This window comes from Burkholderia sp. IO2 (genome assembly GCF_029522185.1).
Classification (GTDB): Bacteria; Pseudomonadota; Gammaproteobacteria; order Burkholderiales; family Burkholderiaceae; genus Burkholderia; species Burkholderia cenocepacia.
This window is the reverse complement of record NZ_JAKWFH010000023.1, coordinates 77,649-103,274: the sequence shown is the minus strand read 5'-3', so window position 1 is coordinate 103,274 and position 25,626 is coordinate 77,649. Positions and strand designations below refer to the sequence as shown.

Sequence of the window (25,626 nt, the reverse complement as noted above, 5' to 3'; positions counted from 1 at the left end):
GGTTCCTGTCAGAAACGCACGCGCACGGCGGCGTCGATGCGGGTGCCGAGACCGACCATCCGGTACTCGGACTGGCTGTCGGAGAAGGCGTGGGTGAGCGCGACATCGACGCTCACGCGTGTGTTCACGTCGGCGACGACCTGCGCGATCGCGAGCAGGCCCTTGTCCTGCGGCGAATAGACGCCGCGCAGCGAATACTCGATGCGGCCAACCTTCTTGCCGAGCCGCGCGAACAGGTAGTCGCGCAGGCTGCCGTCGACGCTCACGAAGTTGGCCGTGCCGCCGAGGCCGGCCAGCGCGGCGCCCGGCGCGACGGGCAGCAGCGCATTGTTCGCCTGCACCGCGCCGACCATCCGGCGCCACTGGCTCGCGTCGTAACGCGCTTCGTCGTGCGACCACTCGACGATCAGCGACAGGTTGCCGGGCAGCGCGCTCTGCATGCCGAGCGCGCTGCGCCACATGTATTGGCGATCGTTGCGGCGATCGACGGCGTCGTACGCGGCCGCCGAATCGAGCGGCGTGCCGTTTGCGATGAAGGCGGGCAGCGGCCGCGTCGTGCCGCGTTCGAGCCACGCGCTCGCGTAGACGGTGTTCGAGCGCGCGACGTCGAACGACAGCGTCGCGCCCGCGCCGCCGCGGCCCGCGTGACGGCCGGCGAGCAGCGCGGCGGAGCCGCCCGACCAGTTGTACGCGCCGCGCACCAGCTGCGTCGCGCCTTCGACGTCGCGGTTGTCGACGTCGTTGCGCAGGGTGCGGTTCTCGCCGGCGATGAACTGCAGCGTGGTCTGCTCGCCGGCCCATTTCGCTTCGACGAGCGGTGTGCCTTCGACGTCGCCGTAGCGATCGTAGATGTCGGCCGTCGCGGCCCGTTTCTGGAAGAAGCCGAGCGGGAAGAACGCCTGCGACGTGTCGAGCGTATCGATCCGCTTGCCGGCCGTGAGCGTGATGCCGTTGTCGAACGCGTAGCGCACGCCGGCTTCGTTGAAGCGGCTCGCCTGCGTGCCGAGCGAATGGTTGCTGGCGACCACGCGCGCATTCACGAACAGGTTCTCGCTGTCGATGCGCGCGAGCAGCCCGGCTTCCTGCTGGTTGCGCGGCGAATCGCCGATCAGGCGGCCGAGCAGCGCGTGGCCGTCCATGCTGTCGACGGAGCGCGCGTAGCCGATCCCGTTGAGCGTGCCGAGCTGGTCCATCAGCGATTCTCCGTGCGCGAGCGTGCAGCCGAGCGCGAGCGGGATGGCGAGCGCCACACCGGGCCAGCCGCGACGGGCGCGCTCGGGCGATGAACGGCGGCGGTCACGATGAGCGTCGGCATCGGCGTCGTACTCACTGGCCATCGGCGAGCGTGTCGGGATTGAACCAGCCCGACGGAATCTTGCGCGGCTGGCCGTCGAGGATGTCGACGACGCTCGCGCGCTGCTTCTCGACCTCGTTGCGATACGTGATCTTGCGGATCACCTTGCGGCCGTTCGAGTCGACCGGCGCGGAGAAATCGGCGCTGCGAAACAGCAGGCCGCTCGCGAGGAAGAACTGCGCGCGCAGCGGCACGTCGGTATCGGGCGTGACCCACAGCTTGATCGTCGGGTACACGTTGTCGGGATCGGTCGCGGTCAGGTCGAGCTCGGTGGCCGGCTTGCCGGCGATCGGCGTCGTGCCGGGCGCGACCGTCGCGCGATAGCTGTCGGCCCAGTGCGTGCGCGTGATGTCGCTGATCACGACTTCGCCCTGCAGCCGCTGCATTCCGTTGATGCGCACCGCGCTGCGCGTGTTCGGCACGTAGAACCAGTGCCCGCGCGTCGTCGCGAGGTATTTCTGGCCGTCGTTCTCGCCGCTGCGCGTCAGCGCGAGCGTGTCGCCGTTGCCGCGCGTGTAGACGAGATAGCGCGTCGCGTCGCCGGATTGTCCGCCGACTTCGTTGGTGATCTCGATGTTGGTCTGCGTATCGGCGGCCGTGCTGCGGTAAGCGTCGGCACGGGCGAGCATGGTCTGCGCCGGCGGCGCGTCGGCCGCGTGGGCGGCGAGCGGCACGCACGCGACGAACGCGGCGAACGTGAGACGAATGCGATTCATGGGGCGAGTCCTTCGAGGATGTTGCGTTTCGCGAGCCCGAGCGTCGCGAGCAGCGCCGCGGCCACGCCGAGCACGACGAACGCGGCTTCGACGGCAGCCACGGCGACGGGCGACACGGTGAATTCGAGCAGGATCGGTTTCACGCGGCCGGGCGGCGCGGGCAGGTGGATCTGCGCGTGATTGAGCGCGACCATCGTCAGCAGCGCGAGCGCGATGCCGGCGGCCGCGCCGAGCAGGCCGAGCAGCGCGGTTTCCTGGATCAGCACGCCGCGCACCGTCGCGGCCGGCACGCCGAGCGCGCGCAGCGTCGCGATCTCGCGGCGGCGCTCGACGATGCTCATCAGGATCCAGTTGCTCATCGACAGCAGGATCGTCACGCAGAGGATCGCGCCGAATACCGAGAACTGGTTCTTGTACAGCGCGACGACCTGGTGATAGAGCGACACCAGCTGGTCCCAGGTCCGCACGTCGAGCGTCGGCAGCGCGGCGCGCAGCGTCGCGGCGGCGGCCGGCGTGCCGGCGGTGTCCTTGAGGAACACCGCGATGCGCGACGCGCGGTCGGTGCGCAGCAGCGCCTGCGCGGCCGCGAACGTCACGTTGACGATCCGCTCGTCGACGTCCTTGTTGCCGGTGCTCATCACACCGACGATCTGCGCGTCGGTCGCGTTGATCCCGCCGTGCGCGGTCGACGCCATCAGCTGCACGACCGAGCCGACGTGCACGCCGAGCTTGCGCGCGAGTTCGGCGCCGACGACGACTTCGGTGCCGGCGTTCGTCGGCGACAGGTAGCGGCCCGACAGCACCGTGTGATAGTCGAAGAAGCCGGGCGGTTCGCGGTTCGGCTCGATCCCTTCGCCGACGAACCCGTAACTGAGATCGCCGTTCGACACGAGTCCGTCGAAGTCGATGCCGCGCGCGGTCGTCGCGACGCCGGGCAGCTTTGCAATCGCCTGCGTGGCGGCAGCCTGTTCGTCGGCGCTCAGCCCGTACTGCAGCGGCCGTTCGCCGATCAGGTCGAGATAGCCGTGATGCAGCACCTGCACGTGGCCGACGCCGCTGTCGATCGAGCCTTCGCGCACCGCGTCGAACGTCGCGATCACGTAGCCGAGCGCGAGGCTCGACGCGAACGCGGCGACGCCGATCATCGCCATCGTCAGCACGGTGCGGCGCCGGTTGCGCCAGAGGTTACGCCACGCAAACGTCGACCAGTTCACGATTCACTCCCGGTACGCCGTCGCGCATTTCGATGCGGCGCGGCAGGTGCGCGCACAGACGATCGTCGTGCGACGCAATCAGAAAGGCGGTGCCCAGCGTGCGCTGGGTGTCGAGGATCAGCTCGGCGACCGCCCGCGCGTTGGCGCTGTCGAGGCTCGCGGTCGGCTCGTCCGCGATCACGATGGCCGGCTCCTTGGCGAGCGCGCGGGCCAGCGCGACGCGCTGTTGCTCGCCGCCGGACAGCTCGCCGGGGCGGTGCCGTTCGCGCGCGGCGAGGCCCACCGCGTCGAGCATCGCGCGGGCGCGTTCGCGCCGCGTGCGCGGCGTGCCCCACGCGAAGCAGCCGAGCTCGACGTTCTCGAGCGCCGACATCACCGGAATCAGGTTGAATTGCTGGAACACGAAGCCGATGCGCTCGCGGCGAATCCGTTCGAGCGTGTCCGGCGCGTCGTCGATCCGGCGGCCTTCGAGCCAGCGTTCGCCGCTGCTCGGCACGTCGAGAAAACCGGCGAGGTTGAGCAGCGTGCTCTTGCCGCTGCCCGACGGTCCGACGAGCGCGACGACGTCGCGCCGGCCGATCGAGATCGTCGCGCCGCGCACCGCGACGACGCGGCCCGCGCCTTCGTACACGCGGGTGACGTCGCGCAGTTCGAGCACGGAGTCGAGCGGGACGGCCGTCATGCGAACGCTCCCTGGCCGGCTTCGGCGGCAACCGGCGCGGCGATCACGGGCAGTGCGCCGTTCGCATAGAGATCGCGGCACTTCAGGCGCTGCAGCTTGCCGCTCGTCGTGCGCGGCAGCGAGCCGGGCTCGACGAAACACAGATCCTGCGCGGCGAAGCCGATGCGCGACGTGAGCAGTTGCTGGCACTCGGTGCGCGTTTGCGGCGTCGCGTCGACCGGCCGCGCCTCGATCGCGACGACCAGCCGCTCGGTGCCGGTTTCGGGATCGGGCAGGCCGAACGCGATGCAGGTGCTCTTGCGCAGCGCGCAGTGCGAGGCCAACGCTTCCTCGATCTCGTGCGGGAAATAGTTGCTGCCGCGAATGATGATGACTTCCTTCTTGCGGCCGAGGATATGCAACTGGCCGTCCGCGACGTAGCCGATGTCGCCGGTGCGGAACCAGCCGTCGGCCGTCAGCGGCGCGGCGATCGTGCCGTCGTCGGGGTTCAGGTAGCCGAGCATCACCGACGTGCCGCGGATCGCGACTTCGCCGACCGCGCGATTGGCCAGCGCGTGGTCGCCGTCGTCGAGGATGCGGAACGCCATCCCGTCGATCGGCGTGCCCATCGCGAGCACCGTTTCGGTCTCCGTGTCCTGGCCATCGTTCGCGGCGGCCGGCTGCGCGTCGCGGCGCTCGATCAGCGCGCGCCGGTCGAGCGTATCGGCGATCACGTACGGCGCGCCATCGACCGCGCCTTCGTGCCAAGCACGATGCATCGATACCGCGAGCGTCGATTCGGCCATCCCGTAGCACGGTTGCAGCGCCGACGCCGCGAGGCCGTACGGCGCGAACGTCGCGGCGAAATCGCGCAGCGTCGCGTCGTCGACGCGTTCGCCGCCGATGAAGATGTTGCGGCACGCGGACAGGTCGACGCCATCCATCGCGGCGGCATTGAAGCGGCGCACGCAGTAGCGCAGCGCGAAGGTCGGCACCGACGTCGTCGTCGCGCGCGCCGACGCGATGCGCTTGAGCCAGCCCAGCGGATTCCGGATGAAGCTGTTCGGCTGCATCATCAGCAACGGCGCGCGGTAATGCAGGTTCGACAGCAGCGTGAGCAGCCCCATGTCGTGATAGAGCGGCAGCCACGACGCGGTGCCGTCGCCGGCCGCGATGTCGAAGCGCACCGACCCGCCGATGCCGAGCACGTTCGCGATCACGTTCTCGTGACTGAGCACCGCGGCTTTCGGATGCGACGTCGAACCCGACGTGAGCTGCACATGATGCGGATCGCGGCCGCTCTTCGAACTGATCAGTGCGCGCGCGCCGACGTCCGCCGCGCTCGACAGCGTCGCGACATCGACGACGCGCGTGGCGGCCGCGGGAAACGCGTCGTCGCGCCAGGCCGCGGCCTGCGCGTCGGCGGCGATGACGAGGCGCGGCCGGTACAGCTCGCACGCGACGTCCGCCACCTGCCGCCCGGCCGCGGCACGCCGCGCGGGAACGGGCACGGTGCACGGCAGCGCGCCCGTCATCACGCACGCCATCATCGCGACCGCATGCTCGACCGACGCCGGCAGCGCAAGCATCACCAGGTCGTTCTCGCGCACCCCGAGCTCGCGCAGCGCGCCGGCCTGGCGAAACACCGCTTCCGCGAAGTGCCGGTACGTGATGCCCGCTTCATGGCCCGCGTCGTCGACGAACGTCATGCGATGCATGGCGCCCGCGACGTCCTCGAGCGATTCGATCAGGCGGTGAATGGTGGAAGCGCACTTCGTCACGAGGATTCTCCCCTTGAGGAACACGGCCGCTCGCGCCACGGTGCCGGCGGCGCCGTTCGTCGAGTGAGGAGGATTCTTGCCGGATCGATCGGCGGCGACAAACGGAATCTATGCAGGCTATGCATGAGCAGCGCGCATCCACGAGGTGACTGGTCGGTCTCATTCGACCGGTCGTCTAGTTCACGATGTGGTGCGCTCATGCGCAGGCGTCATGCAATGCGTTCGGAAAATTCGTTTGTCCGAAACATCGACTCACAGAAGAATTGCAACCCGGCAGCGCGCCAGCGTCGCCGCGTCATCGTGCCGGGGCAGTCCGGCTCAAGGAGAGCGTCTTGTCCGTCACCTCATCGCTTGTCGCCCGCCCGAAACCGGTTGCGGACATGAAGAGCCGCCCGAGCGGCGTGGTCTTCTCGCTGAAGCTGGCGGTCTACGTCGCGCTCATCGCGCACGGGATGATGTTCGCGCTGTCGACGCTCGTGATCCTGAAGATCGTCGGCATCCTGCTGATCGGTGCGATGTACGCGCACGGCGTCGAGCTGCAGCATCAGGCGCTGCATTACCAGGGGTTCCGCAGCAAGCGGCTGAACATGGTGTTCGGCGTGCTGCTCGGCATGCCGATGCTCGTGTCGTTTCATGCGTACCAGGACAGCCACCTGCGGCATCACCGGCTGCTCGGCACACCGGAGAACAAGGAGTTCTTCGATTACGGCGACCAGTACGGCGCACGCCCCGTCGTCAACGTCGGGCTGTGGGTGTGGCGGCTGTCGATGGCCGCGCACTATATCCAGTTCGCGAAGAACGTCGCGAAGCTCGTCGTGCCGGGCGCGCGCTTCGGCGACAATGCGCTCGTGTCGCGCGCGATCCGCCGCGACTACCTACTGATGGCCGCCGCGATCGCGCTGCTGGCCGCGCTGTCGTTCGCGTTGCACACGTGGTTCGTCGTCTGGGTGTGGGTCGTGCCGCTCGTATCGGTCGCGGCGCCCGTGCATGCGCTGGTCGAGATGCCCGAACACTACCGCTGCGACCTGACGAGCACCGACCCGTTCCGCAACACGCGGACGATCGAGAGCAACGCGTTCATGACGTGGTTCACGAACGGCAACAACTATCACGTCGAGCATCACATGATGCCGAACCTGCCGATCGAGCGGCTGCACGACCTGCATGGCGCGATCGCGCCGCGCATCCGCTATTACCACCGCACGTATCGGCAGTTCTACTCTGCGTTGCTGCGCGGCCGGCTGTCGCCGCGTGCGGTGGACGACGACCGGGACGATCGCGAGCCCGATGCCGAAGCGGCCGCGCCGGCCTCGACCCAATCGGCATGACCGCGCCACGCGTTGCGACGACGGTGACGACGATGCTCTATCCGGAATTGTTCAGGTCGCTCGAAGCGGTCCGCTGGGACATGGAGAAGGACATTCCGTGGGACAAGTTCGACGCTTCGCTGCTCACCGACGAGCAGGCGAAGACGATCAAGATGAACGCGATCACCGAATGGTCGGCGCTGCCCGCGACGGAAATGTTCCTGCGCGACAACCAGCACGACAGCGACTTTTCCGCGTTCATGAGCGTGTGGTTCTTCGAGGAGCAGAAGCATTCGCTGGTGCTGATGGAATACCTGCGCCGCTTCAAGCCCGAGATGGTGCCGACCGAAGAGGAACTGCACGCGGTGCGCTTCCAGTTCGATCCGGCGCCGCCGCTCGAGACGCTGATGCTGCACTTCTGCGGCGAGATTCGCCTGAACCACTGGTACCGCTGTGCGGCCGACTGGCACACCGAGCCCGTCGTCAAGCAGATCTACGAAACGATTTCGCGCGACGAAGCGCGTCATGGCGGCGCGTACCTGCGCTACATGAAGAAGGCGTTGAACAACTGCGGCGACGTCGCCCGTGCCGCATTCGCGAAGATCGGCGTGCTGATGGCGTCGGCGCGCCGCACCGAAAAACCGCTGCACCCGACCAACCTGCACGTGAACCAGGCGCTGTTCCCGCGCGACACCGTGCAGTCGCGTCTGCCGGATCCGGAATGGCTCGAGCGCTGGCTCGACGAGCAGATCCGGTTCGACGGCGAGTGGGAGAAGAAGGTCGTCGAGCGGATCCTGCACAACCTGTCGATCCTGTTCGAGCGCACGTTCGCGACCGCGCAGGAATTGAACCGCTATCGCCGCGAAGTGACCGCGCGCGCGAATGGCGCGGCGGACGGTCCGTAGCGGATTCATCTTGACGGTCGTCGCGCGGCGCGGCCCGAATTCCGCCCGACATGCGCATCGAATGCACACCGACCGGCGCTGCCGGCCGGCGGATTATGCATTTCCGGACATAATCGGCTCGTCAGTTTCACGAGGCGGCATGAAAATACCGGATTTCATCCGTTTAGTATATTTTAATAAACGCTAAATTCCGGATTTGAATGGCATTTTGTATGTATGTTGCAGACTGTTTGTTTTCGCAATCCGGAAAATAAAATGAAAAGTCGGCTGATTGAAATCGATTTGTAGGCATCGGATGATTTCTCTGTCATGACGTCGATATGGATGCGATGACGTCGAATTTTGTCGGCAATCGCCTGTTTTTACGCCAATTTATCAACCCTTTTGGTACGCTCGATTCGTTCGCATATTAATTTACAAAATCACTACTTGATAATGTTCGTGTAAGCGTATCGATGCGATGAAAATTGATAGATAAATACAAGTGTCACGATTGAAAATAAGAATGATATGCATCCATGCTTCAATATAAAATCGTTTCCGAATCCAAATAGGAGAGACGATCCAGGGAGACGAACGGCAACTTGTCTGTCGATGGGTGCAACTTTGAGGCGGCGGTATGGCTAATGTGAGATTGGCAAAGCGATTGAGAAGTCTGCCTTCGCTGGATTTCCTGAGAGGCTTCGAATGCGCGGCGCGCCATTTGAGCTTCACGCGTGCGGGGCAGGAGCTCAACGTCACGCAATCGGCCGTGAGTCGGCAGGTCAAGGCGCTCGAAGAGCAGCTCCGGATCGAGCTGTTTCATCGGCACATTCGTTCGCTCACGCTGACCGACAAGGGGCGCGAGTTGTACGACGCGATCTCGTTCGCGTTGTCCGATCTGGAATCGGTGGTCGGCAAGCTGTCGTCGAGCGTCGGCCAGCGCGCCATTTCGTTGTCGACCACCGTTTCGTTCGCCGCGCTGTGGCTGATTCCGCGCCTCGGTTCGTTCCGCGCCAGCTATCCGGACATCGACGTGCGCGTGTCGGCAACGAGCGAAATTGAAGATCTTAAACGCAAACGTTTGCACCTGGCGGTGCGTTATGCCGGCCCGTATACGTCGACCGACGATACGGACGTGTTGTTTCGCGAGCGTGTCGTGGCGGTGTGCAGCCCGAGCCTGTTGACGGCGATGGGCGACGCCGCATCGATGAAGCCGGCCGATCTCGACAAGCACGTGCTGCTGCATCTCGACGACCCGCGCGGCGAATGGCCGTGGCACGGGTGGAGCCATTTGCTGAAGGAGCTCGGCGTGCCGCGGCTGCGGCCGGCCGGCGCGCTGCACTTCAGCCAGTACGATCAACTGGTCCAGGCCGCGGTCGACGGGCACGGCATCGCGATCGGCAGGCGGCCGCTGGTCGACGGGCTGCTGAAGCAGGGGCGGCTCGTCGAGCTGTTCCCGCATTGCACCGTTGCGTCGGGCAGCTACGTGCTCGTGCAGAACCCCGACGCGTGCAACGAATTCGATATCGCGGTGCTGACCAACTGGCTGCTCGATCAGGCGTGCCCCGCGCTCGCGCCGGAGCAGGACACGGCCGGCAGCAACGTGCTGCCGATGTATCGCGTCGGATAGTGCGGCCCGGCGAATGCGTCGTGCGCGGTGTCATGCGCAATACCTGCAACCTGTGCGATGATGCGCCGCTTCGCGTTCGTCACGGAACGCCACCGACCGCGACGCCCGGTTCCGGGCCACCGCCGAGTCCTGACCTCCCGGAGACAGCATGCCCGCACACGGCATTCAAGGCAGTACCCTGCATTACCTCGATCACGGCACCGGGTTTCCGGTGCTGCTCGGGCACAGCTATCTGTGGGATGCCACGATGTGGGCGCCGCAGATCGACGCACTGTCGCGCCGGTATCGCGTGATCGTGCCGGACCTGTGGGGGCATGGCGCATCGGGCGCGCTGCCGGACGGCACGCACACGCTCGACGATCTCGCCACGCAGGCGAGCGCGCTGCTCGACGCGCTGGAAATCGAACAGTGCGCGGTCGTCGGCCTCAGCGTCGGCGGCATGTGGGGCGCACGGCTCGCGTTGCGCGAGCCGCAGCGCGTGCGCTCGCTGGTGATCATGGACGCGTCGCTCGACGCCGAGCCGGACGCGACGCGCGCCAGCTACTTCGGAATGCTCGATGCGATCGAGGCCGCGGGCCGCATCGCGCCGCCGCTGCTCGACGCGATCGTGCCGCTGTTCTTCCGGCCGGACGTGAATCTGGAAGATCCGGTGCCGACCGCGTTTCGCGATGCGTTGGCGAACCTGCCCGCCGACCGGTTGCGGCAATCGATCGCGCCGCTCGGTCGGCTGATCTTCGGCCGGCCCGACACGCTGTCCGCACTGGCCGAACTCGACGCGGAACGCACGCTGCTGATGTGCGGCGCGGGCGACATGGCGCGGCCGCCGTCGGAAACCGTGAAGATGGCGAGCGTGATCGGCTGCGCGCATGCGCTGGTGCCGGACGCCGGCCATATTTCGAACCTGGAAAATCCCGCGTTCGTCACGCGCACGCTACTCGACTGGTTCGACGCGCAGCCGCTGCACGCGAACTGACGACCGCGCGACCGGCGACATGCGCGCAGGCCGTGCGGCGTCGCATCGACCTGCGTTACGCGCGCTCGCTGACCGGTGTGAACCTCCGGCCGCGCACACGCGCTTCGTCGGCGCTGCCGCGCACGAGGCTCAACGCTTCCGCGCGGCTCGCCACGCACGGCCCGGAGCCGGGCAGCGGCTGGCGCGCGGTCTCGCGCAGCGCAAGCACCGACACGATGCCGATGAACGACGCGCCCATCAGGTAGTACGCGGGCATCATCAGGTCGCCGGTGCGATCGACCAGCCACGCGGTGACGAGCGGCGTCGTGCCGCCGAACAGCGACACCGACACGTTGAAGCCGATCGCGAGCGCGCCGTAGCGGATCCGCGTCGGGAACAGCGCGGGCAGCGCGGACGGCATCACGCCCGTGAACGTCGACAGCAGGACGCCGTAGATCAGCATCCCGCCGAAGATCGGCAGCATGCCGCCGGTGCGGATCAGCATCAGCGCCGGCACCGACAGCGCGAGCAGGCCCACGCAGCCGGCCATCATCACCGGCTTGCGGCCGACCTTGTCCGACAGGTGCCCGGCGTACAGCGTCATCGGCATCATCAGCACCATCACGAGCAGCACCATGAAGAGCCCGTGCGATTCGCGAACGTGCAGCGTCGCCGACAGGTAGCTCGGCAGGTACGACAGCGCCATGTAGTCGGTCACGTTGAAGATCAGCACGAGACCGACGCATTGCAGCAGCGGCTTCCACTGTTCGACGAGCAGCGTCGCGAAGCGCTGCTTCGGCCGCGCGCGTTCGTCCGCTTCGCGTGCTTCCGCCTCCTTCTTGAACGCCGGCGTTTCCTCGAGCTTGAGCCGCACGTAGAGGCCGACGAGGCCGAGCGGACCGGCGATGAAGAACGGTACGCGCCAGCCCCACGACAGCAGCGCGTCCTGCGACAGCGTGGCCGTCAGCAGCGCGACCGTGGCCGCGCCGAGCGTATAGCCGATCAGCGTGCCGAATTCGAGGAAGCTGCCCATGAAGCCGCGACGCTTGTCGGTCGCGAACTCGGCGATGAAGGTTGCCGCGCCGCCGTATTCGCCGCCCGTCGAGAAGCCCTGCACGAGGCGGGCGACGAGCAACAGGATCGGGGCCATGATGCCGATCGACGCATAGCTCGGAATCAGGCCGATCGCGAAGGTGCCGACGGCCATCATGATCATCGTCGCGGCGAGCACGCGCTGGCGGCCGATGCGGTCGCCGAGCGGGCCGAACACCATGCCGCCGAGCGGGCGCACGAGGAACGCGGCCGCGAACGTGCCGAAGGTCGCGAGCAGCTGCGCGGACGGGCTGCTGGACGGGAAGAACACCTTGCCGAGCGTGACGGCGATATAGCTGTAGACGCCAAAGTCGAACCATTCCATCGCATTGCCGAACGCCATCGCGCCGACCGCGCGCTTGAGGACGGCAGGGTCGACGATCGTGATGTCATCCAGCTTGACGGACTTGCGCGAAGACCGGGCTTTCGCGGGGTGCGCTTGCGACGGGCTCAATGAACTCTCCTGGAATGGCCTTGGCAACCGGCCGGCGGGAATGCAGCGGGGTCGTGCGGGCCGGCGGACTGCGAAGGCGGATGTCTCGGGGATGCCTCGATGCCGGTGGCGTGACGCGCGCAGCGGGACGACACCGGGCAGGTGTATTGTGCGAACCAGTTTAGAGAAACGGGCGCGAGCGGCTATCGGTCATGCGCCCGGAAACCGGTGGTAAACGACACGCGGGGACGTCGCCCGGATTGCACCCCGGCGGGCGGGGCGCGGCATGGACGGTCATCTCGCCGCGCGCCGGCTCGCGGACACCAGCAACGCGACGAACGCCGCTTCATCCGCGCGCAGGCCGCGCAGCGAGCGCCGGACCGCCAGCGTGGCGAGCGCGCCCGACTCGAACGCGTCGAGCACGACCGGATGGATGTAGCAGCGCCGGCACACGGCCGGCGTGTTGCGCAGCAGGTCCGCCACCGCGCGCACGGTTTCGACGATCTGCTTGCGGGCATGCGTGACGCCGCGGTGCTCCACGCGCCGCAGCAACCCGAGCGCGTGCACGCTGCCGGCCCACGTCCGGTAATCCTTCGCGGTGAAATCGGCGCCGCCGGCTTCGCGCAGGTAGTCGTTCACGTCGGATGACCCGACCGGATGGCGCACGCCGTCGTCGTCCACATACTGGAACAGCTCGTGACCGGGCAGTTCCGCGCAGCGCCGCACGATCCGCGCGACCCGCGCATCGTCGACCGTCACGTCGTGTTCGATCCCGCTCTTGCCGGTGAAGCGCAGCCGCACCTGGCCGGGCTGGATCTTCAAATGGCGCTTGCGCAGCGTCGTCAGCCCGTACGAGCCGTTTTCGCGTGCGTATTCCGCGTTGCCGATCCGCGCGAGCGTCGTGTCGAGCAAGCGGACGATCGTCGCGACGACCTTGTCGCGCGGCATGCCCGGCAACGCCAGGTCGCGCGTGACGCGCGCGCGGATGCGCGGCAGCGCCCGCGCGAACGCGGCCATTCGTGCGTACTTGTTCGCGTCGCGGGTCGCCCGCCACTGCGGGTGGTAGCGATACTGCTTGCGGCCGCGCGCGTCGCGGCCCGTCGCCTGCAGGTGGCCGAGCGGGTCCGCGCAGATCCACACGTCGGTGTACGCGGGCGGGATCGCGAGCGCGTCGATGCGGGCGATTTCCGCGGCATCGCGAATCCGCGTGCCGTCTTGCGCGTAATACGCGAAGCCGTTGCGCAGGCGGCGGCGCGTGTAGCCGGGCTGGCGGTCGTCGACGTGGCGCAGCGCCGCGGCCGTGCTCGAAGCGGGCTGCTTCATGCGCGCGTGTGCCGGTTGGCGGCGATGGAGACGGCGATGGAGACGGCGATGGCGACGGATGGCGACCCGTGCTCGTGGGCGGCGGTCATGTGTTTGCTCCCTTGTTCGTAATGGGCGCGGACGGCGACCTGCAGCACGGCATGAGCGGTCGTTGCGGAACGGGAGCAAGAATCGTGCGCCGGCTGGCCGTACGACGCGACGGCAGAGCGGCCGGGAAATGCCGTTCGCGGCGACGACGAAACGTCATCGGCCGGCCGTGGGCTCGGGACACCTCGACATCCCCTGGTCGAGCTTCTCCAGCAGAAACTCGGCGACGGCCGTCACCGCGGGCGGCAGCGGCGGGCGGCTCGTATAGACGAGCTGCAGCCCGAGCCCGGCGCCGGAGCGTTGGTAGGCCGGCAGCACGCGCGCCAGCTTGCCTTCGTCGATCGCCGCCGCGGCGAGCACCCGCGGCACCAGCGCGATGCCGAGGCCGGCGAGGCACGCCTGCATGACCACGCGCATGTCGTTGACCGAGAAACGGCTGTCGATCGAAATCTCCTGCGTGCCGCGCGGCCCCTGCAGGCGCCACATGCTGCGTCCCTGGCGGCTCGACACCGTGAGGCAATCGTGGTCGGCCAGCTCGCGCGGCGTGCGGGGCGTGCCGCGTCGTTCGAGATAAGCGGGGCTGGCGGCGAGGATCATCGTGCCCGGCGCGATCCGGCGCACGCGGAAGCTGCCGCCGGTCTCGATGCCGATGCGCAGTGCGAGGTCGATGCGCTCGGCGATCAGGTCGGACGGCGTGTCGTCGAGCAGGAAGTCGATGCTGATGCGCGGATGGCGCGCGTAGAACTCGGCCAGCCATTCCAGCTTGATCACTTCGAACAGGCCGGCCATCGCCGCCACGCGCACGGTTCCGGCCGGTTCCTGCCCGTCCGCATGCTGCCGTTCGATCTCGAAGATCCGGTCGAGTGCCGGCGCGTAGCGCTCGAACAGCGCCAGGCCCTCGGTGCTCGGCGCCAGCTTGCGGGTCGAGCGATGCAGCAGGCGCGTGCCGATGTGCCCTTCGAACTGGTCGATGCGCCGACTCAGCGTATTGGCCGGCATGCGCAGGCGTCGTGCGGCCTCCGAAAAGCTGCCGGCGCGGACGACCTGGACGAACAGCGCGAGATCATTCAGATCGAGCATGGGATTACTCCAGAAATGGATTAATCAAATCCTGTTTATCCATCTAGTGTAAAGCCGAATCGATCTCCATACTGGTCTCACGCTACCGGCGAATCCATCCGTCTCAAGGAGAATCTGCATGAAACTGCTGCACATCGATTCGAGCATCCTCGGCCAGGGCTCGGTCAGCCGCGAACTGTCGGCGGAAATCGTCGCCCGCTTCCGCGCCCGCGATCCCGGCCTCACGGTCACGCACCTCGACCTCGCCGCCACGCCGCTCGGCCATCTGGCCGCCGAACACCTTGCCGCCGCGCAAGGCGCGCCGGTCGACGACGCGCTGAAGGCGGACGTCGAGATCGGCCAGCGCGCGCTTGAGGAATTCCTTGCGGCCGACATCGTTGTCATCGGCGCGCCGATGTACAACTTCGGCATCGCGTCGCAACTGAAGGCGTGGGTCGATCGCATCTCGGTGGCCGGCACGACATTTCGCTACGACGAAAACGGGCCGGTCGGCCTGTGCGGCGGCAAGAAGCTGGTCATCGCGTCGTCACGTGGTGGCGTGTACAGCGTCGGGTCGCCGTTCGCGTCGTTCGATCATCAGGAAACCTATCTGAGAGACGCGTTCGGTTTTCTCGGCATCACCGACATCACGTTCATTCGTGCCGAAGGCGTCGCGATGGGGGCGGACAAGCGCACGGGCGCGATTGCATCGGCGAAGGAAGCGGCAGCGGCCCTCGCGGCCTGACGCAATACGCCGGATACCGGCCACCGGAGAACCGATGTTGAATACCCTCGATTCCGTTCCCTCGACCACCGTCGCCGGCCGTCGTGTCGTGTTCCGCACGCGCGGCCACGCGCACGGGCCGGTCGTCCGCATGGTCAGCCCGTCCGACGTCGGCGAGATGATCAAGCCGTTCGTGTTCCTCGACCTGATCGATACGCGGGCGCCGCTCGGCAAGCCGGCCTTCGGCTGGCATCCGCATTCGGGCATCGCCACGCTGACGCTCATGCTCGACGGGCACGGCACCTATGTGGAATCGACGGGCCACGAAGGCCCGATAGGGGCCGGCGACATCGAATGGATGAGCGCGGGGCGCGGCGTCTGGCATACGGGTTCCGTGGTGCCGCCGGTCAAGGCGTTCCAGCTGTGGGTGGCGTTGCCGCCGGGGCGCGAGCTGGCGCCGGCGTTCAGTCAGCACCTGTCGATCGACGACATCCCGACGGACGGGCCGGCCCGCGTGCTGCTCGGCCGCCACGGCGACGCGGTCAGCTCGGTCGATGCGCCGCCGGGCATCAACTACGTCGTCGTGCAGTTGAAGGCGGGTGAGCGCTGGACCTGCCGGCCGCCGCAGGGCCACCGGGTCGGCTGGACCGCCGTGATGGACGGCCGCCTGCGCACGCCGGACCCGGTCGGGCGGGGCGAGCTGGTCGTGTTCGACGCGTCCGACGCGCCGATCGAATTCGAGGCCGTGACCGACGCGCGCTTCGTGGTCGGTACGGCGATTCCGCATCCGCACGATCTTCATCTGGGCGCCTACTCGGTGCACACGAGCGCCGCCGCGTTGGTGGAAGGCGAGCGCGAAATCGGGCGTATCGGCCGTGAACTGCGCGCCAGGGGCGTGATGCGCTGATGCTTTCGTCTCCGTCGATATCCGGCCTCCGTTCAAGGCGGCCGGCGCGCCGAGACGCCGCGCCCGCGGGGTCTCGCGCTTAGGTGTTTATACGTATGCTGATTTCGGCATCGGCCCAATCCAATATTTCATTGGAAGGTTATCGGACTTGTTTCTAGACTGATGCGGGGCATGTATACCGCGCCGGCTGCCCACGCCGGCCGGCGCAGCCCGATCCGCGCCAGCGCCACGCAGAAACACAACAGCGCCGCGGCACACAACGACATCATCGGAGACGGACCATGACATTCATCAGGAAGCTGGCGGCCGGCGCGATCGTCGCCGCGGCGACGGTGCTGGCAGGCGGCGCGCACGCGCAGCAAAAGCCGATCACGCTCGGGTTCTCGCAGGTCGGCGCGGAAAGCGCATGGCGCACCGCGAACACCGTGTCGGTGAAGAGCGCGGCGAAGGACGCCGGCATCAACCTGAAGTTTTCCGACGCGCAGCAGAAACAGGAGAACCAGATTCGCGCGATCCGCTCGTTCATCGCGCAGAAGGTCGACGTGATCGCGTTCTCGCCGGTCGTCGAATCGGGCTGGGAGCCGGTGCTGACCGAAGCGAAGGCCGCGCATATCCCGGTGATCCTGACCGACCGCGGCGTCGACGTGAAGGACCCGTCGCTGTACGTGACGATGATCGGCTCCGACTTCCTCGAGGAAGGGCGGCGCGCCGGCCACTGGCTGGAAGAGCGCTACAAGAACGACGCGGGCCCGATCAACATCGTCGAGCTGCAGGGCACGGTCGGTTCCGCGCCGGCCAACGACCGCCGCGCGGGCCTGCTCGAAGTGATCAAGAACAATCCGAAATTCAAGGTGATCGCGTCGCAAAGCGGCGACTTCACGCTCGCCGGCGGCAAGCAGGTGATGGAAGCATTCGCGAAGACCTACGGCAAGCAGATCAACGTCGTCTACGCGCACAACGACGACATGGCGCTCGGCGCGATCCAGGCGATGGAAGAGGCCGGCATCAAGCCCGGCAAGGACGTGAGCGTCGTGTCGTTCGACGCGACCAAGGGCGGCTTCCAGGCGATGGTCGCGGGCAAGATCAACGTCGACGTCGAATGCAGCCCGCTGCTCGGCCCGCAGCTGATGACCGCGGTGAAGGACGTCGTCGCCGGCAAGCAGTTGCCCAAGCGCATCGTGACCAACGAAACGGTGTTTCCGATGAACGTCGCGGCGCAGGTGCTGCCGACCCGCAAGTACTGACCTGTCCGCCCGGGCGGCGGCCTGGCGGCCACCGTCCGGGGACGCTTCGAGGGAGGCTGCATGCAGAGTTCGCCGGTGGTCGAGATGATCGGCATCGACAAGTCATTTCCGGGCGTCAGCGCGCTGCAGCGCGTCGACTTCCGGCTGTTTCCGGGTGAGATCCACGCGCTGATGGGCCAGAACGGCGCGGGCAAGTCGACGCTGATCAACGTGCTCACCGGCGTGCATGCGCACGATGCGGGCGAGATTCGCGTCGGCGGCGCGCCGGTGAACTTCGCCGCGCCGCGCGAGGCCGAGGCGGCCGGCATCCAGACGCTCTATCAGGAAGTGAACCTGTGCGCGAACCTGTCGGTTGCCGAGAACATCTTCGCGGGCCGGCAGCCGATGCGGCGCGGCGCGATCGACTGGAAGACGATCCATGCGCGCTCGCGCGACGCGCTCGCCGAACTCGACCTGGCGCTCGACGTCACGCGTTCGCTCGATTCATATCCGATCGCGGTGCAGCAGATGGTCGCGATCGCGCGCGCGGTGTCGGTCGACGCACGCGTGCTGATCCTCGACGAGCCGACCTCGAGCCTCGACGACGGCGAGGTCGCGCGGCTGTTCGACGTGCTGCGCCGGCTGAAGGCGTCGGGCATCGCGATCCTGTTCGTCACGCACTTTCTCGAGCAGACCTATGCGGTGTCCGACCGGATCACCGTGATGCGCAACGGCGAGCGCGAAGGCGAGTATCTCGCGCGCGACCTGCCGGTCGACCTGCTGGTCGCGAAGATGACCGGCCGCGAGCGCATGTCCGAGACGCTGCAGGCGGGCGCCGCGGCGGTCGAGCGTGACACCGCGACCCCCGCGCCGTTCCTGTCGATGCAGCAGGTCGGCCGGCGCGGGATGATGAGCGCGCTCGATCTGGACGTGCGCCCCGGCGAGATCGTCGGGCTGGCCGGGCTGCTCGGCTCGGGCCGCACCGAAACCGCGCAACTGGCGTTCGCCGCCGCGCGCCCCGATACCGGTGCGATCGAGATCGGCGGCGCGCGCACGCGGCTCGCATCGCCGCACGATGCGGTGCGCCACGGCATCGCGTACTGCCCGGAGGACCGCAAGAAGGAGGGCATCGTCGCCGCGCTGTCGATCCGCGAGAACATCGTCCTCGCGCTGCAGGCGCGGCGCGGCTGGTGGCGGCTGATCGGGCGGGCGCGCCAGCGCGAGATCGCCGACACGTACATCGCCCGGCTCGGCATCAAGGCGCGCGACGCGGAGCAGCCGATCGGGCTGCTGTCGGGCGGCAACCAGCAGAAGGTGCTGCTCGCGCGCTGGCTCGCGACGGACCCGAAGCTGCTGATTCTCGACGAGCCGACGCGCGGCATCGACGTCGCCGCGAAATTCGACATCATGGAGCGTGTGCTCGCGCTGTGCGCGCAGGGGCTCGCGATCCTGTTCATCTCGTCGGAGATCGGCGAGGTCGTACGCGTGAGCCACCGGATCGCGGTGCTGCGCGACCGCCGCAAGGTCGCCGAATTGACGGGCGCCGATGCGTCCGAGGAGCAGGTTTACCGGTTGATCGCGGGAGGCCAGTCATGAGGCGGTTACGCACGCTGTTTCGTCACCCGCTCGCGTGGCCGGTGCTGACGCTCGCACTGCTGTTCGCGCTGGACGTCGCGCATCGCCCGGGCTTCCTGTCGATCGCATTGCTCGACGGCCACCTGTTCGGCGCGCCGATCGACATCCTCAATCGCGCGGCGCCGCTCGTGATCGTGTCGCTCGGGATGACGCTCGTGATCGCGACGCGCGGGATCGACATCTCGGTGGGCGCGATCGTCGCGATCGCCGGCGCGGCGGCCGCGATCGTGCTCGAGGCGGATCCGTCGCGGGTCGGCATGGCGCTGGCCGCCGCGCTCGGCGTCGGGCTGCTGGCCGGCGCGTGGAACGGGCTGCTGGTCGCCTTCGTCGGGATGCAGCCGATCATCGCGACGCTGATCCTGATGGTCGCGGGGCGCGGCGTCGCGCAATTGCTGACGGGCGGCCAGATCATCCCGATCGGCGCGCCCGGCTATCTCGCGCTCGGCGGCGGCTATCTCGCGACCGTGCCGTGCGCGGTGTGGATCGCGCTCGCGACGATCGGGGCGACCGCGCTGCTGGTGAACCGCACGGCGCTCGGGCTGTTCATTCGCGCGATCGGCGTGAACCCGGTCGCGACGCGGCTCGTCGGGCTGCGTTCGGGCGCGGTCGTGTTCGGCGTGTATCTGTGTTCGGGCGTGATGTCGGCGCTCGCGGGCATCCTCGCCAGTTCGAACGTGCGCAGCGCCGACGGCAACAACGCGGGGCTGCTGCTCGAACTCGACGCGATCCTCGCGGTGACGCTCGGCGGCACGTCGCTGCTCGGCGGCCGCTTCAGTCTCGCGGGCTCGGTGCTCGGCGCGCTGATCATCCAGACGCTCACCTACACGACCTACTCGATCGGCGTGCCGCCGGAGGCGACGCTCGTCGTCAAGGCGGTCGTCGTGATCGTCGTGACGCTGATCCAGTCGGACGCGGCGCGCGCGCTGCTGGTCCGGCACGCGTCGCGACTGCTGCCTTCCGCGCGATCGCGCGCCACCACCACCGGAGCGACGCCGCGATGACCCGTTTCCTTGGCCGCCTCGCCGATCCGCGCACGCTGCCGATCGTCGTGACGATCGTGCTGTTCGTCGCGCTGTTCGGTTTCGGGTCCGTGATGTACACGGGCTTTTTCTCGATGCAGGTGCTGACCGGGCTGCTCGTCGACAACGCGTTCCTGCTGATCGTCGTGATCGGGATGACGTTCGTGATCGTATCCGGCGGCATCGACCTGTCGGTCGGCTCGGTCGTTGCGCTGACAACGATCTTCTGCGCGGTGGGCGCCGAACGGCTGCACTGGCCGGTATGGGTGATCGTGCCGCTCGTGCTCGCATTCGGCGCGCTGTACGGCGCCGCGATGGGCGCGCTGATCCACTATTTCCGGTTGCAGCCGTTCATCGTCACGCTCGCCGGCATGTTTCTCGCGCGCGGCGCGTGCTTCCTGATCACGACGCAGTCGATCACGATCAACCAGCCGGCGTTTCATGCGATCGCCGGCATCAGCGTGCCGGTCGGCGGCGGCACGCTGAGCGCCGGCGCGCTGATCGCGCTCGCGATGCTGGCCGTCGCGATCTACGTCGCGCATTTCACGCGCTTTGGCCGCAACGTGTATGCGGTCGGCGGCAACGAACGCTCGGCGCTGCTGATGGGCTTGCCGGTCGCGCGCACGAAGATCGGCGTCTACGCGCTGAGCGGCTTCTGTTCGGCGCTCGGCGGCGTGGTGTTCACGCTGTACGTGCTGTCGGGTTACGGGTTGCAGGCGCAGGGAATGGAGCTCGACGCGATCGCCGCGACCGTGATCGGCGGCACGCTGCTGACGGGCGGCGTGGGCTACGTGATCGGTTCGGTGTTCGGGGTCGGCATCCTCGGCACGATCCAGGTGCTGATCACGTTCGACGGTACGCTGAGTTCATGGTGGACGCGGATCGTGATCGGCGCGCTGCTGTGCGTGTTCTGCGTGCTGCAGCGGGTCATCGAGCGGCACGCGACGCGGCGGCGCACCGGCGGCACCGGGCTCGGCGCGCAGAGGCCGACGCGCGATACTGCCCCCGCGCGGCCGGCGCCGCCGGAAGAGGACGTCGCGCTGGTCTCGACGATGCGGCGGTCGTAGTGCGACCGCGCCCCCTTTGCGCGAGGAGAACGGCATGAAGCGTGATGACATGACGGCGGGCGTGGCCGATACGCTGGCTATCGAGCACGGCCGCCGGCCGCTGCTCGACCTGGGCGACGCGCGCGACTGCCGGATCGTGGCCGATGCGCTGCGGGTGCTGCTGCGCGAACGTTCCGAAGCGCTGGCGTTCGCGATGCGCGTGGCCGACGAGCATGGTCGCCCGCGCCCGGATGCCGGCGAATTCGGCCTGACCGACATCATTCGGCTGACCCGCGTGGTCGAGCGGGCCGATCGGCAGCGCGAGCGTACCGCGGTGAAATGACGCGTACGGGTTCGCGCCGTCAGGCCGGCCCGGTCGCGTCCGTCTCGGTGTCGAAGGACGTATCCGCGACGCGCGTGCGTTTCAGCGAGCCGGCCAGTTTTTCGATCGCGTGCAAGTCCAGTGCGTCGAGGTGCGCGCGCATTTCGTGTACGAACGGCGCGTGATCCGGCTCGTCCACATACTGGCCGAGCCATTCCTCGATATCGGTCAGCCGGCCTTCGCCGGCGAGCGCGATCAGTTCCGCGAGTGCATCGGCGGGCGGGCTGCGCATCGCGGGCGCGGCGCGGGCCGGCTGCGCTTCGTCGGCCGGATGAAACCGCCTGACGAGCCCCGACGCCGGTGCGAGCGCATGGCCGAGGGCCGGCGCGACGACCGCGAACGAGAACGACGTGCCGACGCCCGGCTGGCTCGCGACGGCCAGCTCGCCGCCCATCGCGGCGACGATCCGCTGCGCGATGAACAGGCCGAGCCCGGTGCCGCCGTTCACGGCCTGCACCTGCTGGTACGCGCGGAAGATGTCGGTGGTCGCGGTGATGTCGATGCCGATGCCCGTATCGGCGACCTCGAACAGCAGGCGCCACGCGTCGCCTTCGCGCGACGCGTGAACCGACAGCGTGACCGTGCCGCTGCGCGTGAATTTCGATGCGTTGGACAGCAGGTTCAACAGCACCTGTTGCAGCCGGATGCCGTCGATCAGCACCGTGCGCGGCAGCGCCGTGACCGGTTGGTAGACGAACCGGTTGTCCTGCTGCGCGCACAGCGCGAGCGCGTAGTGGCCGATGTCGTCCAGCAGCCCGGGCAGGTCGGTGCGGTCGGGCGCGACGCCGAGCGGCTGCAGTTCGGCCTTCGTGAACGCGAGCAATTCGTCGATCAGCGCGAGCTGGTAGCGGATGCTGCGGTCGATCGACCGGATCAGCCGCGCCTGGCCGCGCGTCGCGCCTTGCAGCAGCAGCTTCGCATAGCCGTTGATCGTCGACAGCGGCGCGCGCAGGTCGTGGCTGACGTAGCCCAGCGTCTCGATCTTCTGCTGCAGGTGCGTCTTCGACTGTTGCAACGCATCGTTGAGCGCCACCGTGCGCCGCGCGACTTCGTCGCGCAGCCGGTCCTGTTCGGTGAGCTGCCAGTGTTCGAGCCGCTTGCGCGCCTCGGTGCGTTGTTTGCCCACGTGGTGAATCCACGCGGCCAGCACGAGCAGGTGCGTCGCGAGCCCGATGATCGCGATGACGGGGTTCGGAAAGACGTCGGACCGAATCCATGACAGCACGGACGGCAACGCGTCGCGGCCATCGAGCATGCGGATCAGCATGTTGAACGTCGCGAACGCGACCGCGATCAGCATCACGCGGCCCGTCGGCGTGCGCCGGATCACGAGCATCAGCGCCAGGCTGATGTTGACGATCGCGAGCGCGGTGTTCAGCCACAGGCAGAACCGTGCGAAGGTCGCCAGATCGCCGAACGCCGCGCCGGCGATTCCCGCGCATTCGAGCGCGAGAAACACCACGTACACCGCGCGCATCGGAATCTTCGCCTTCTCGCGATGCGCGACCATCAGGATGAAGACGATGAAGCACGCGACCGACAGGTACGCGAAGATCGTTTCGCCGCGCGTCGACCATTCTCGCGCGGCGGGGGACAGGGCCATCGCGAGATAGCCACGGTACGCGGCTTCGAACAGCGCGGTGTTCAGGGTCAGCACGGCCAGCACGTGGAACACGCCGCTGCGCGAGAAAAAGCCGATCAGCAGCGCGCACCAGACGAGTGCAAGCAGCCCGCCGAAGAAGCCGAAGTTCCACATCGACGCGTGCAACTCCTGCGCGATCCACGCGTCGCGGGTGAACGCGTTCGGCGCGAGCCGCATTTCCTTGCGCGACGTGATGCGGATCAGCACGGGGAGCTGTTCGCCCGCGCGCAGCGTGACGTCGAGGGTCGGGTAGCGCGACGGCGCCTCGCGCGCGTCGCCGCGATCGGCCGGGAAGCTGTGGTCGGGCAGCCAGCGACCGTGCCGCTCGACATAGAAGTCGGCCCGGTCGACGCGCGCATCGCGAATCGCCAGCACCAGCGGGCGCGTTTCGCTGTCGCGATTGATCAGCGTCGCGCGGACCCACCACGCCGAGCGCGAGAACGTCACGTTGAACGACGGGCGGGATGCCGTGGCCGCGTCGCGGTGCGCATCGTCGAGCCGGGCGGCCACGTCGGCGACGGACAGCGTCGTGCCGGCGTCTTCGAACACCGCGACGGCTTCGAGTTGCGCGGGATTCGGCGCCGTTGCGGCACGAGCCGTCGCGCACGTGACGGCCAGCGCCGCCAGCAGCAGGAGCAATCCGCGACATCCCGCTGCCCATGCCGCGTATTGCCTACGCATCGCCGTGGTGCCCCCCGGGTGCGGCCGGCGCGCCGACCGCGTGGCGCTGGCGCCGCCAGTCGGACGGCGTGATGCCGAAGCGTTCGCGGAACGCCGTCGCGAAATTGCCGGGCGTGGAGAAGCCGATTTCCTCGGCGATGTCGCCGATCCCCATCGACGTTTCCGACAGGAAGTGCATCGCGGCGCGCAGCCGCGTGTCGCGCAGGTACTCGAACACGGTCTGGCCGAGATGATCGCGGAACACGCGCGACAGCCGCTTTTCGTGTGTGCCGACCTGCCGGGCGAGTTCCTCGAGCGCCGGCGGATGGCGCAGGTCGCGCAGCAGCACGTCGCTCGCGGCGCGCACGAGCGCCGCGTCGGGGTTGTCGGGCAATTCGGGCAGATGCGCGAACGGCTGGCTGCGCCGCCCGCGCTTCAGGTGATTGCGGATGCGCGCGATGACTTCCGCCGGCTCGAACGGCTTGACGATGTAGTCGAGCGCCCCCGTTTCGAGCCCCGCGATGCGATCCTCGAGATCGCCGGCGGCCGTCAGGATGATCACCGGAATGGATTGCGTCGACGGGGTCGACGCCAGCAGCCGGCTCGCGGCGAAACCGTCCATGCGCGGCATGCGCACGTCCATCAGGATCAGGTCGGGCGCGATGGCCTGCGCGCGGTGATAGGCCTGCAGCCCGTCGAACGCGACGCTGATCCGGCACTGCGCGGCGCGCAGGATTTCGGTCAGGAGCCGCAGGTCGTTCGGGCGATCGTCGACGATGAGGATATGTGCGCCAGCGAGATCCGGCGTGGTGCGTGGCGACGCCGAACTGGACAAGCGGGATGGCATGGTTGCGAACGCGTTGGAAGGGAATGGCCTGTCAGGTCGGAGGCATCGCTATCTGCACGATTGTTGCAAAAAATTATATGCCGACAACAGTATCGCCTGTGAGGATTCCGTGCGGCGCGTGTGGACTTGTCGGGCGGGCGCGGGAACGGCCCGGCGAGGTGGTTCGCTGCCGACGAAATGATTCGGAAAAATGTGCCGAATCGATTTTGATAATTCCGGTCTTTATTTCCGGTCATATGGACTGGTGGAATCGAAATGGCCCGAATGATGAATTTGTGAGCGTGCTGTCGAAATTCGATGGTGCGGTCTGAATTGAATCTGCTAATTCATTGTCGTGGTGATTAAGTTTTCGTTGATGTCGCGGGGATATTCCGCTTTCCGGAAAATCGAATTTCCTGCGAATGTGTATGAATGTAAATGCTGTCCGCTCGGGAAAAGGATTTGTCCGCTGCGGAAAAGGTTTGTTTGAGCGAATGCCGGCACACTAGCCCCGAAGCGGCTGGAATCGGTTCTTTCCCCGACTCCGGTTGCCACGAAAATTGCTGTTTCCGTCGCCTCCATGGCAGCCGATATTCAATGTCACATTGAATGATGGCATTCTCAGATGATGAGAGGACGGTGACAAAAGAATAACAGGCACGAGGGTAATGAAAACGTCATGATTCGTGAAATGCTAGATATACAAGGCGAATCGAGAAATGACGGCGTGGGTGTGGGTGAAAGGCATCGAGCGAGAAGAAATCGTCAAGCAAATTCGATCGATTAATTCGATGCCGGGGTCGTTCGTCGAGTAGCCGGTTTTTTCCGGAAATCCGGAAAAACGGGTCGCCCGCCGGACGGAAAGGGGTGAGTGGTTTCGCGTGGGCCGCCGGGCGGTTTGATCGATCCGAAGGCCGTGCGCGGCGCTCTATCGAATCAGGCGGATACGAAAAATATGAATACGACAAGCATGGCAGGTCAGGGCCTCGGGTCGATCGATCCGGTGCCGGCTGTCAGCGTCAGCGATCCGGCGGCGCATGCTTCAGACCCGGGGACAGCATGGCGC

Annotated in this window: 22 protein-coding genes; 12 read left to right on the top strand and 10 right to left on the bottom strand. The window is 67.4% G+C overall.

Annotated features, from left to right (window positions below):
* Positions 1 to 8 precede the first annotated feature (8 nt).
* Genes MMB92_RS16955 through MMB92_RS16935 form a run of 5 tightly spaced genes read right to left on the bottom strand, consistent with a single transcriptional unit; the run spans position 9 to position 5,726 of the window.
* Positions 9 to 1,337, bottom strand: a complete 1,329-nt coding sequence (locus MMB92_RS16955; protein WP_277562802.1) for a hypothetical protein — start codon at positions 1,335 to 1,337, stop codon at positions 9 to 11.
* The gene (locus tag MMB92_RS16950) at positions 1,327 to 2,070 is read right to left on the bottom strand and encodes an outer membrane lipoprotein-sorting protein (RefSeq protein WP_006498014.1); all 744 of its coding nucleotides are present in this window, start codon (positions 2,068 to 2,070) and stop codon (positions 1,327 to 1,329) included. Before MMB92_RS16950 ends, MMB92_RS16955 begins: the two co-directional genes overlap by 11 nt.
* On the bottom strand, positions 2,067 to 3,284 hold the full coding sequence (locus tag MMB92_RS16945) for an ABC transporter permease (RefSeq protein ID WP_048988606.1): 1,218 nt from the start codon (positions 3,282 to 3,284) through the stop codon (positions 2,067 to 2,069). Before MMB92_RS16945 ends, MMB92_RS16950 begins: the two co-directional genes overlap by 4 nt.
* Positions 3,256 to 3,966 carry an ABC transporter ATP-binding protein gene (locus MMB92_RS16940; RefSeq protein WP_058903861.1) on the bottom strand — a complete coding sequence of 237 codons (711 nt, stop codon included), beginning with the start codon at positions 3,964 to 3,966 and terminating at the stop codon, positions 3,256 to 3,258. Before MMB92_RS16940 ends, MMB92_RS16945 begins: the two co-directional genes overlap by 29 nt.
* Entirely contained in the window at positions 3,963 to 5,726 is a 1,764-nt protein-coding gene (locus MMB92_RS16935) for a fatty acyl-AMP ligase (RefSeq protein WP_277562801.1), read from the bottom strand. Before MMB92_RS16935 ends, MMB92_RS16940 begins: the two co-directional genes overlap by 4 nt.
* A 380-nt stretch (positions 5,727 to 6,106) precedes the next feature.
* Here MMB92_RS16935 and MMB92_RS16930 point away from each other — a divergent pair, with 380 nt between their 5' ends.
* The 4 genes from MMB92_RS16930 (at position 6,107) to MMB92_RS16915 (ending at position 10,523) form a co-directional block, all read left to right on the top strand.
* The gene (locus tag MMB92_RS16930; protein ID WP_006498019.1) at positions 6,107 to 7,054 is read left to right on the top strand and encodes a fatty acid desaturase; all 948 of its coding nucleotides are present in this window, start codon (positions 6,107 to 6,109) and stop codon (positions 7,052 to 7,054) included.
* A 23-nt stretch (positions 7,055 to 7,077) separates the two neighbouring features.
* A complete protein-coding gene (locus MMB92_RS16925; RefSeq protein WP_062886116.1) occupies positions 7,078 to 7,938 on the top strand; it encodes a diiron oxygenase in 861 nt (286 codons plus the stop codon).
* A 619-nt stretch (positions 7,939 to 8,557) separates the two neighbouring features.
* Complete coding sequence (locus MMB92_RS16920) at positions 8,558 to 9,550, top strand: LysR substrate-binding domain-containing protein (protein ID WP_006482230.1); 993 nt, start codon at positions 8,558 to 8,560, stop codon at positions 9,548 to 9,550.
* A gap of 148 nt (positions 9,551 to 9,698) precedes the next feature.
* Positions 9,699 to 10,523, top strand: coding sequence for an alpha/beta fold hydrolase (locus MMB92_RS16915; protein ID WP_277562800.1), 825 nt, complete (start codon positions 9,699 to 9,701; stop codon positions 10,521 to 10,523).
* 55 nt (positions 10,524 to 10,578) lie between these two features.
* Here MMB92_RS16915 and proP read toward each other — a convergent pair whose 3' ends face one another.
* The 3 genes from proP to MMB92_RS16900 form a co-directional block, all read right to left on the bottom strand.
* The gene (gene proP, locus MMB92_RS16910) at positions 10,579 to 12,048 is read right to left on the bottom strand and encodes a glycine betaine/L-proline transporter ProP (protein ID WP_059723887.1); all 1,470 of its coding nucleotides are present in this window, start codon (positions 12,046 to 12,048) and stop codon (positions 10,579 to 10,581) included.
* A 273-nt stretch (positions 12,049 to 12,321) separates the two neighbouring features.
* Positions 12,322 to 13,350, bottom strand: coding sequence for a DNA topoisomerase IB (locus MMB92_RS16905; RefSeq protein WP_006498022.1), 1,029 nt, complete (start codon positions 13,348 to 13,350; stop codon positions 12,322 to 12,324).
* 243 nt (positions 13,351 to 13,593) lie between these two features.
* A complete protein-coding gene (locus MMB92_RS16900; protein WP_006498023.1) occupies positions 13,594 to 14,517 on the bottom strand; it encodes a LysR family transcriptional regulator in 924 nt (307 codons plus the stop codon).
* A 118-nt stretch (positions 14,518 to 14,635) separates the two neighbouring features.
* Between MMB92_RS16900 and MMB92_RS16895 the strand changes: the two genes are divergently transcribed.
* The 7 genes from MMB92_RS16895 (at position 14,636) to MMB92_RS16865 (ending at position 21,393) form a co-directional block, all read left to right on the top strand.
* Positions 14,636 to 15,241 carry an FMN-dependent NADH-azoreductase gene (locus MMB92_RS16895; RefSeq protein WP_006498024.1) on the top strand — a complete coding sequence of 202 codons (606 nt, stop codon included), beginning with the start codon at positions 14,636 to 14,638 and terminating at the stop codon, positions 15,239 to 15,241.
* A gap of 34 nt (positions 15,242 to 15,275) precedes the next feature.
* On the top strand, positions 15,276 to 16,127 hold the full coding sequence (locus MMB92_RS16890) for a pirin family protein (RefSeq protein WP_125333319.1): 852 nt from the start codon (positions 15,276 to 15,278) through the stop codon (positions 16,125 to 16,127).
* Positions 16,128 to 16,408: 281 nt separating this feature from the next.
* Entirely contained in the window at positions 16,409 to 17,371 is a 963-nt protein-coding gene (locus MMB92_RS16885; protein WP_006482235.1) for an ABC transporter substrate-binding protein, read from the top strand.
* 60 nt (positions 17,372 to 17,431) lie between these two features.
* Positions 17,432 to 18,946, top strand: coding sequence for a sugar ABC transporter ATP-binding protein (locus MMB92_RS16880; RefSeq protein ID WP_006482243.1), 1,515 nt, complete (start codon positions 17,432 to 17,434; stop codon positions 18,944 to 18,946).
* Positions 18,943 to 19,986 (top strand): ABC transporter permease, encoded by a 1,044-nt coding sequence (locus tag MMB92_RS16875; protein WP_006498028.1) that lies wholly within the window; start codon positions 18,943 to 18,945, stop codon positions 19,984 to 19,986. The genes MMB92_RS16880 and MMB92_RS16875 overlap by 4 nt, the downstream gene beginning before the upstream one ends.
* Complete coding sequence (gene yjfF / locus MMB92_RS16870) at positions 19,983 to 21,071, top strand: galactofuranose ABC transporter, permease protein YjfF (RefSeq protein WP_277562799.1); 1,089 nt, start codon at positions 19,983 to 19,985, stop codon at positions 21,069 to 21,071. The genes MMB92_RS16875 and yjfF overlap by 4 nt, the downstream gene beginning before the upstream one ends.
* A gap of 16 nt (positions 21,072 to 21,087) precedes the next feature.
* Complete coding sequence (locus MMB92_RS16865) at positions 21,088 to 21,393, top strand: hypothetical protein (RefSeq protein WP_226244984.1); 306 nt, start codon at positions 21,088 to 21,090, stop codon at positions 21,391 to 21,393.
* A gap of 19 nt (positions 21,394 to 21,412) precedes the next feature.
* Here the strand turns inward: MMB92_RS16865 and MMB92_RS16860 are convergent, their stop codons facing one another.
* Together MMB92_RS16860 and MMB92_RS16855 are read right to left on the bottom strand one after the other, a co-directional pair.
* Positions 21,413 to 23,755, bottom strand: coding sequence for a sensor histidine kinase (locus MMB92_RS16860; RefSeq protein WP_277562798.1), 2,343 nt, complete (start codon positions 23,753 to 23,755; stop codon positions 21,413 to 21,415).
* Positions 23,748 to 24,581: a response regulator gene (locus MMB92_RS16855; protein ID WP_006498031.1), complete on the bottom strand. Its 834-nt coding sequence runs from the start codon at positions 24,579 to 24,581 to the stop codon at positions 23,748 to 23,750. The genes MMB92_RS16860 and MMB92_RS16855 overlap by 8 nt, the downstream gene beginning before the upstream one ends.
* On the opposite strand from MMB92_RS16855, the gene MMB92_RS16850 reads away from it, so the two are divergent.
* The gene (locus MMB92_RS16850; RefSeq protein ID WP_124633086.1) at positions 24,575 to 24,892 is read left to right on the top strand and encodes a hypothetical protein; all 318 of its coding nucleotides are present in this window, start codon (positions 24,575 to 24,577) and stop codon (positions 24,890 to 24,892) included. The two genes, MMB92_RS16855 and MMB92_RS16850, sit on opposite strands and share 7 nt — an antisense overlap.
* Positions 24,893 to 25,626: the final 734 nt, after the last annotated feature.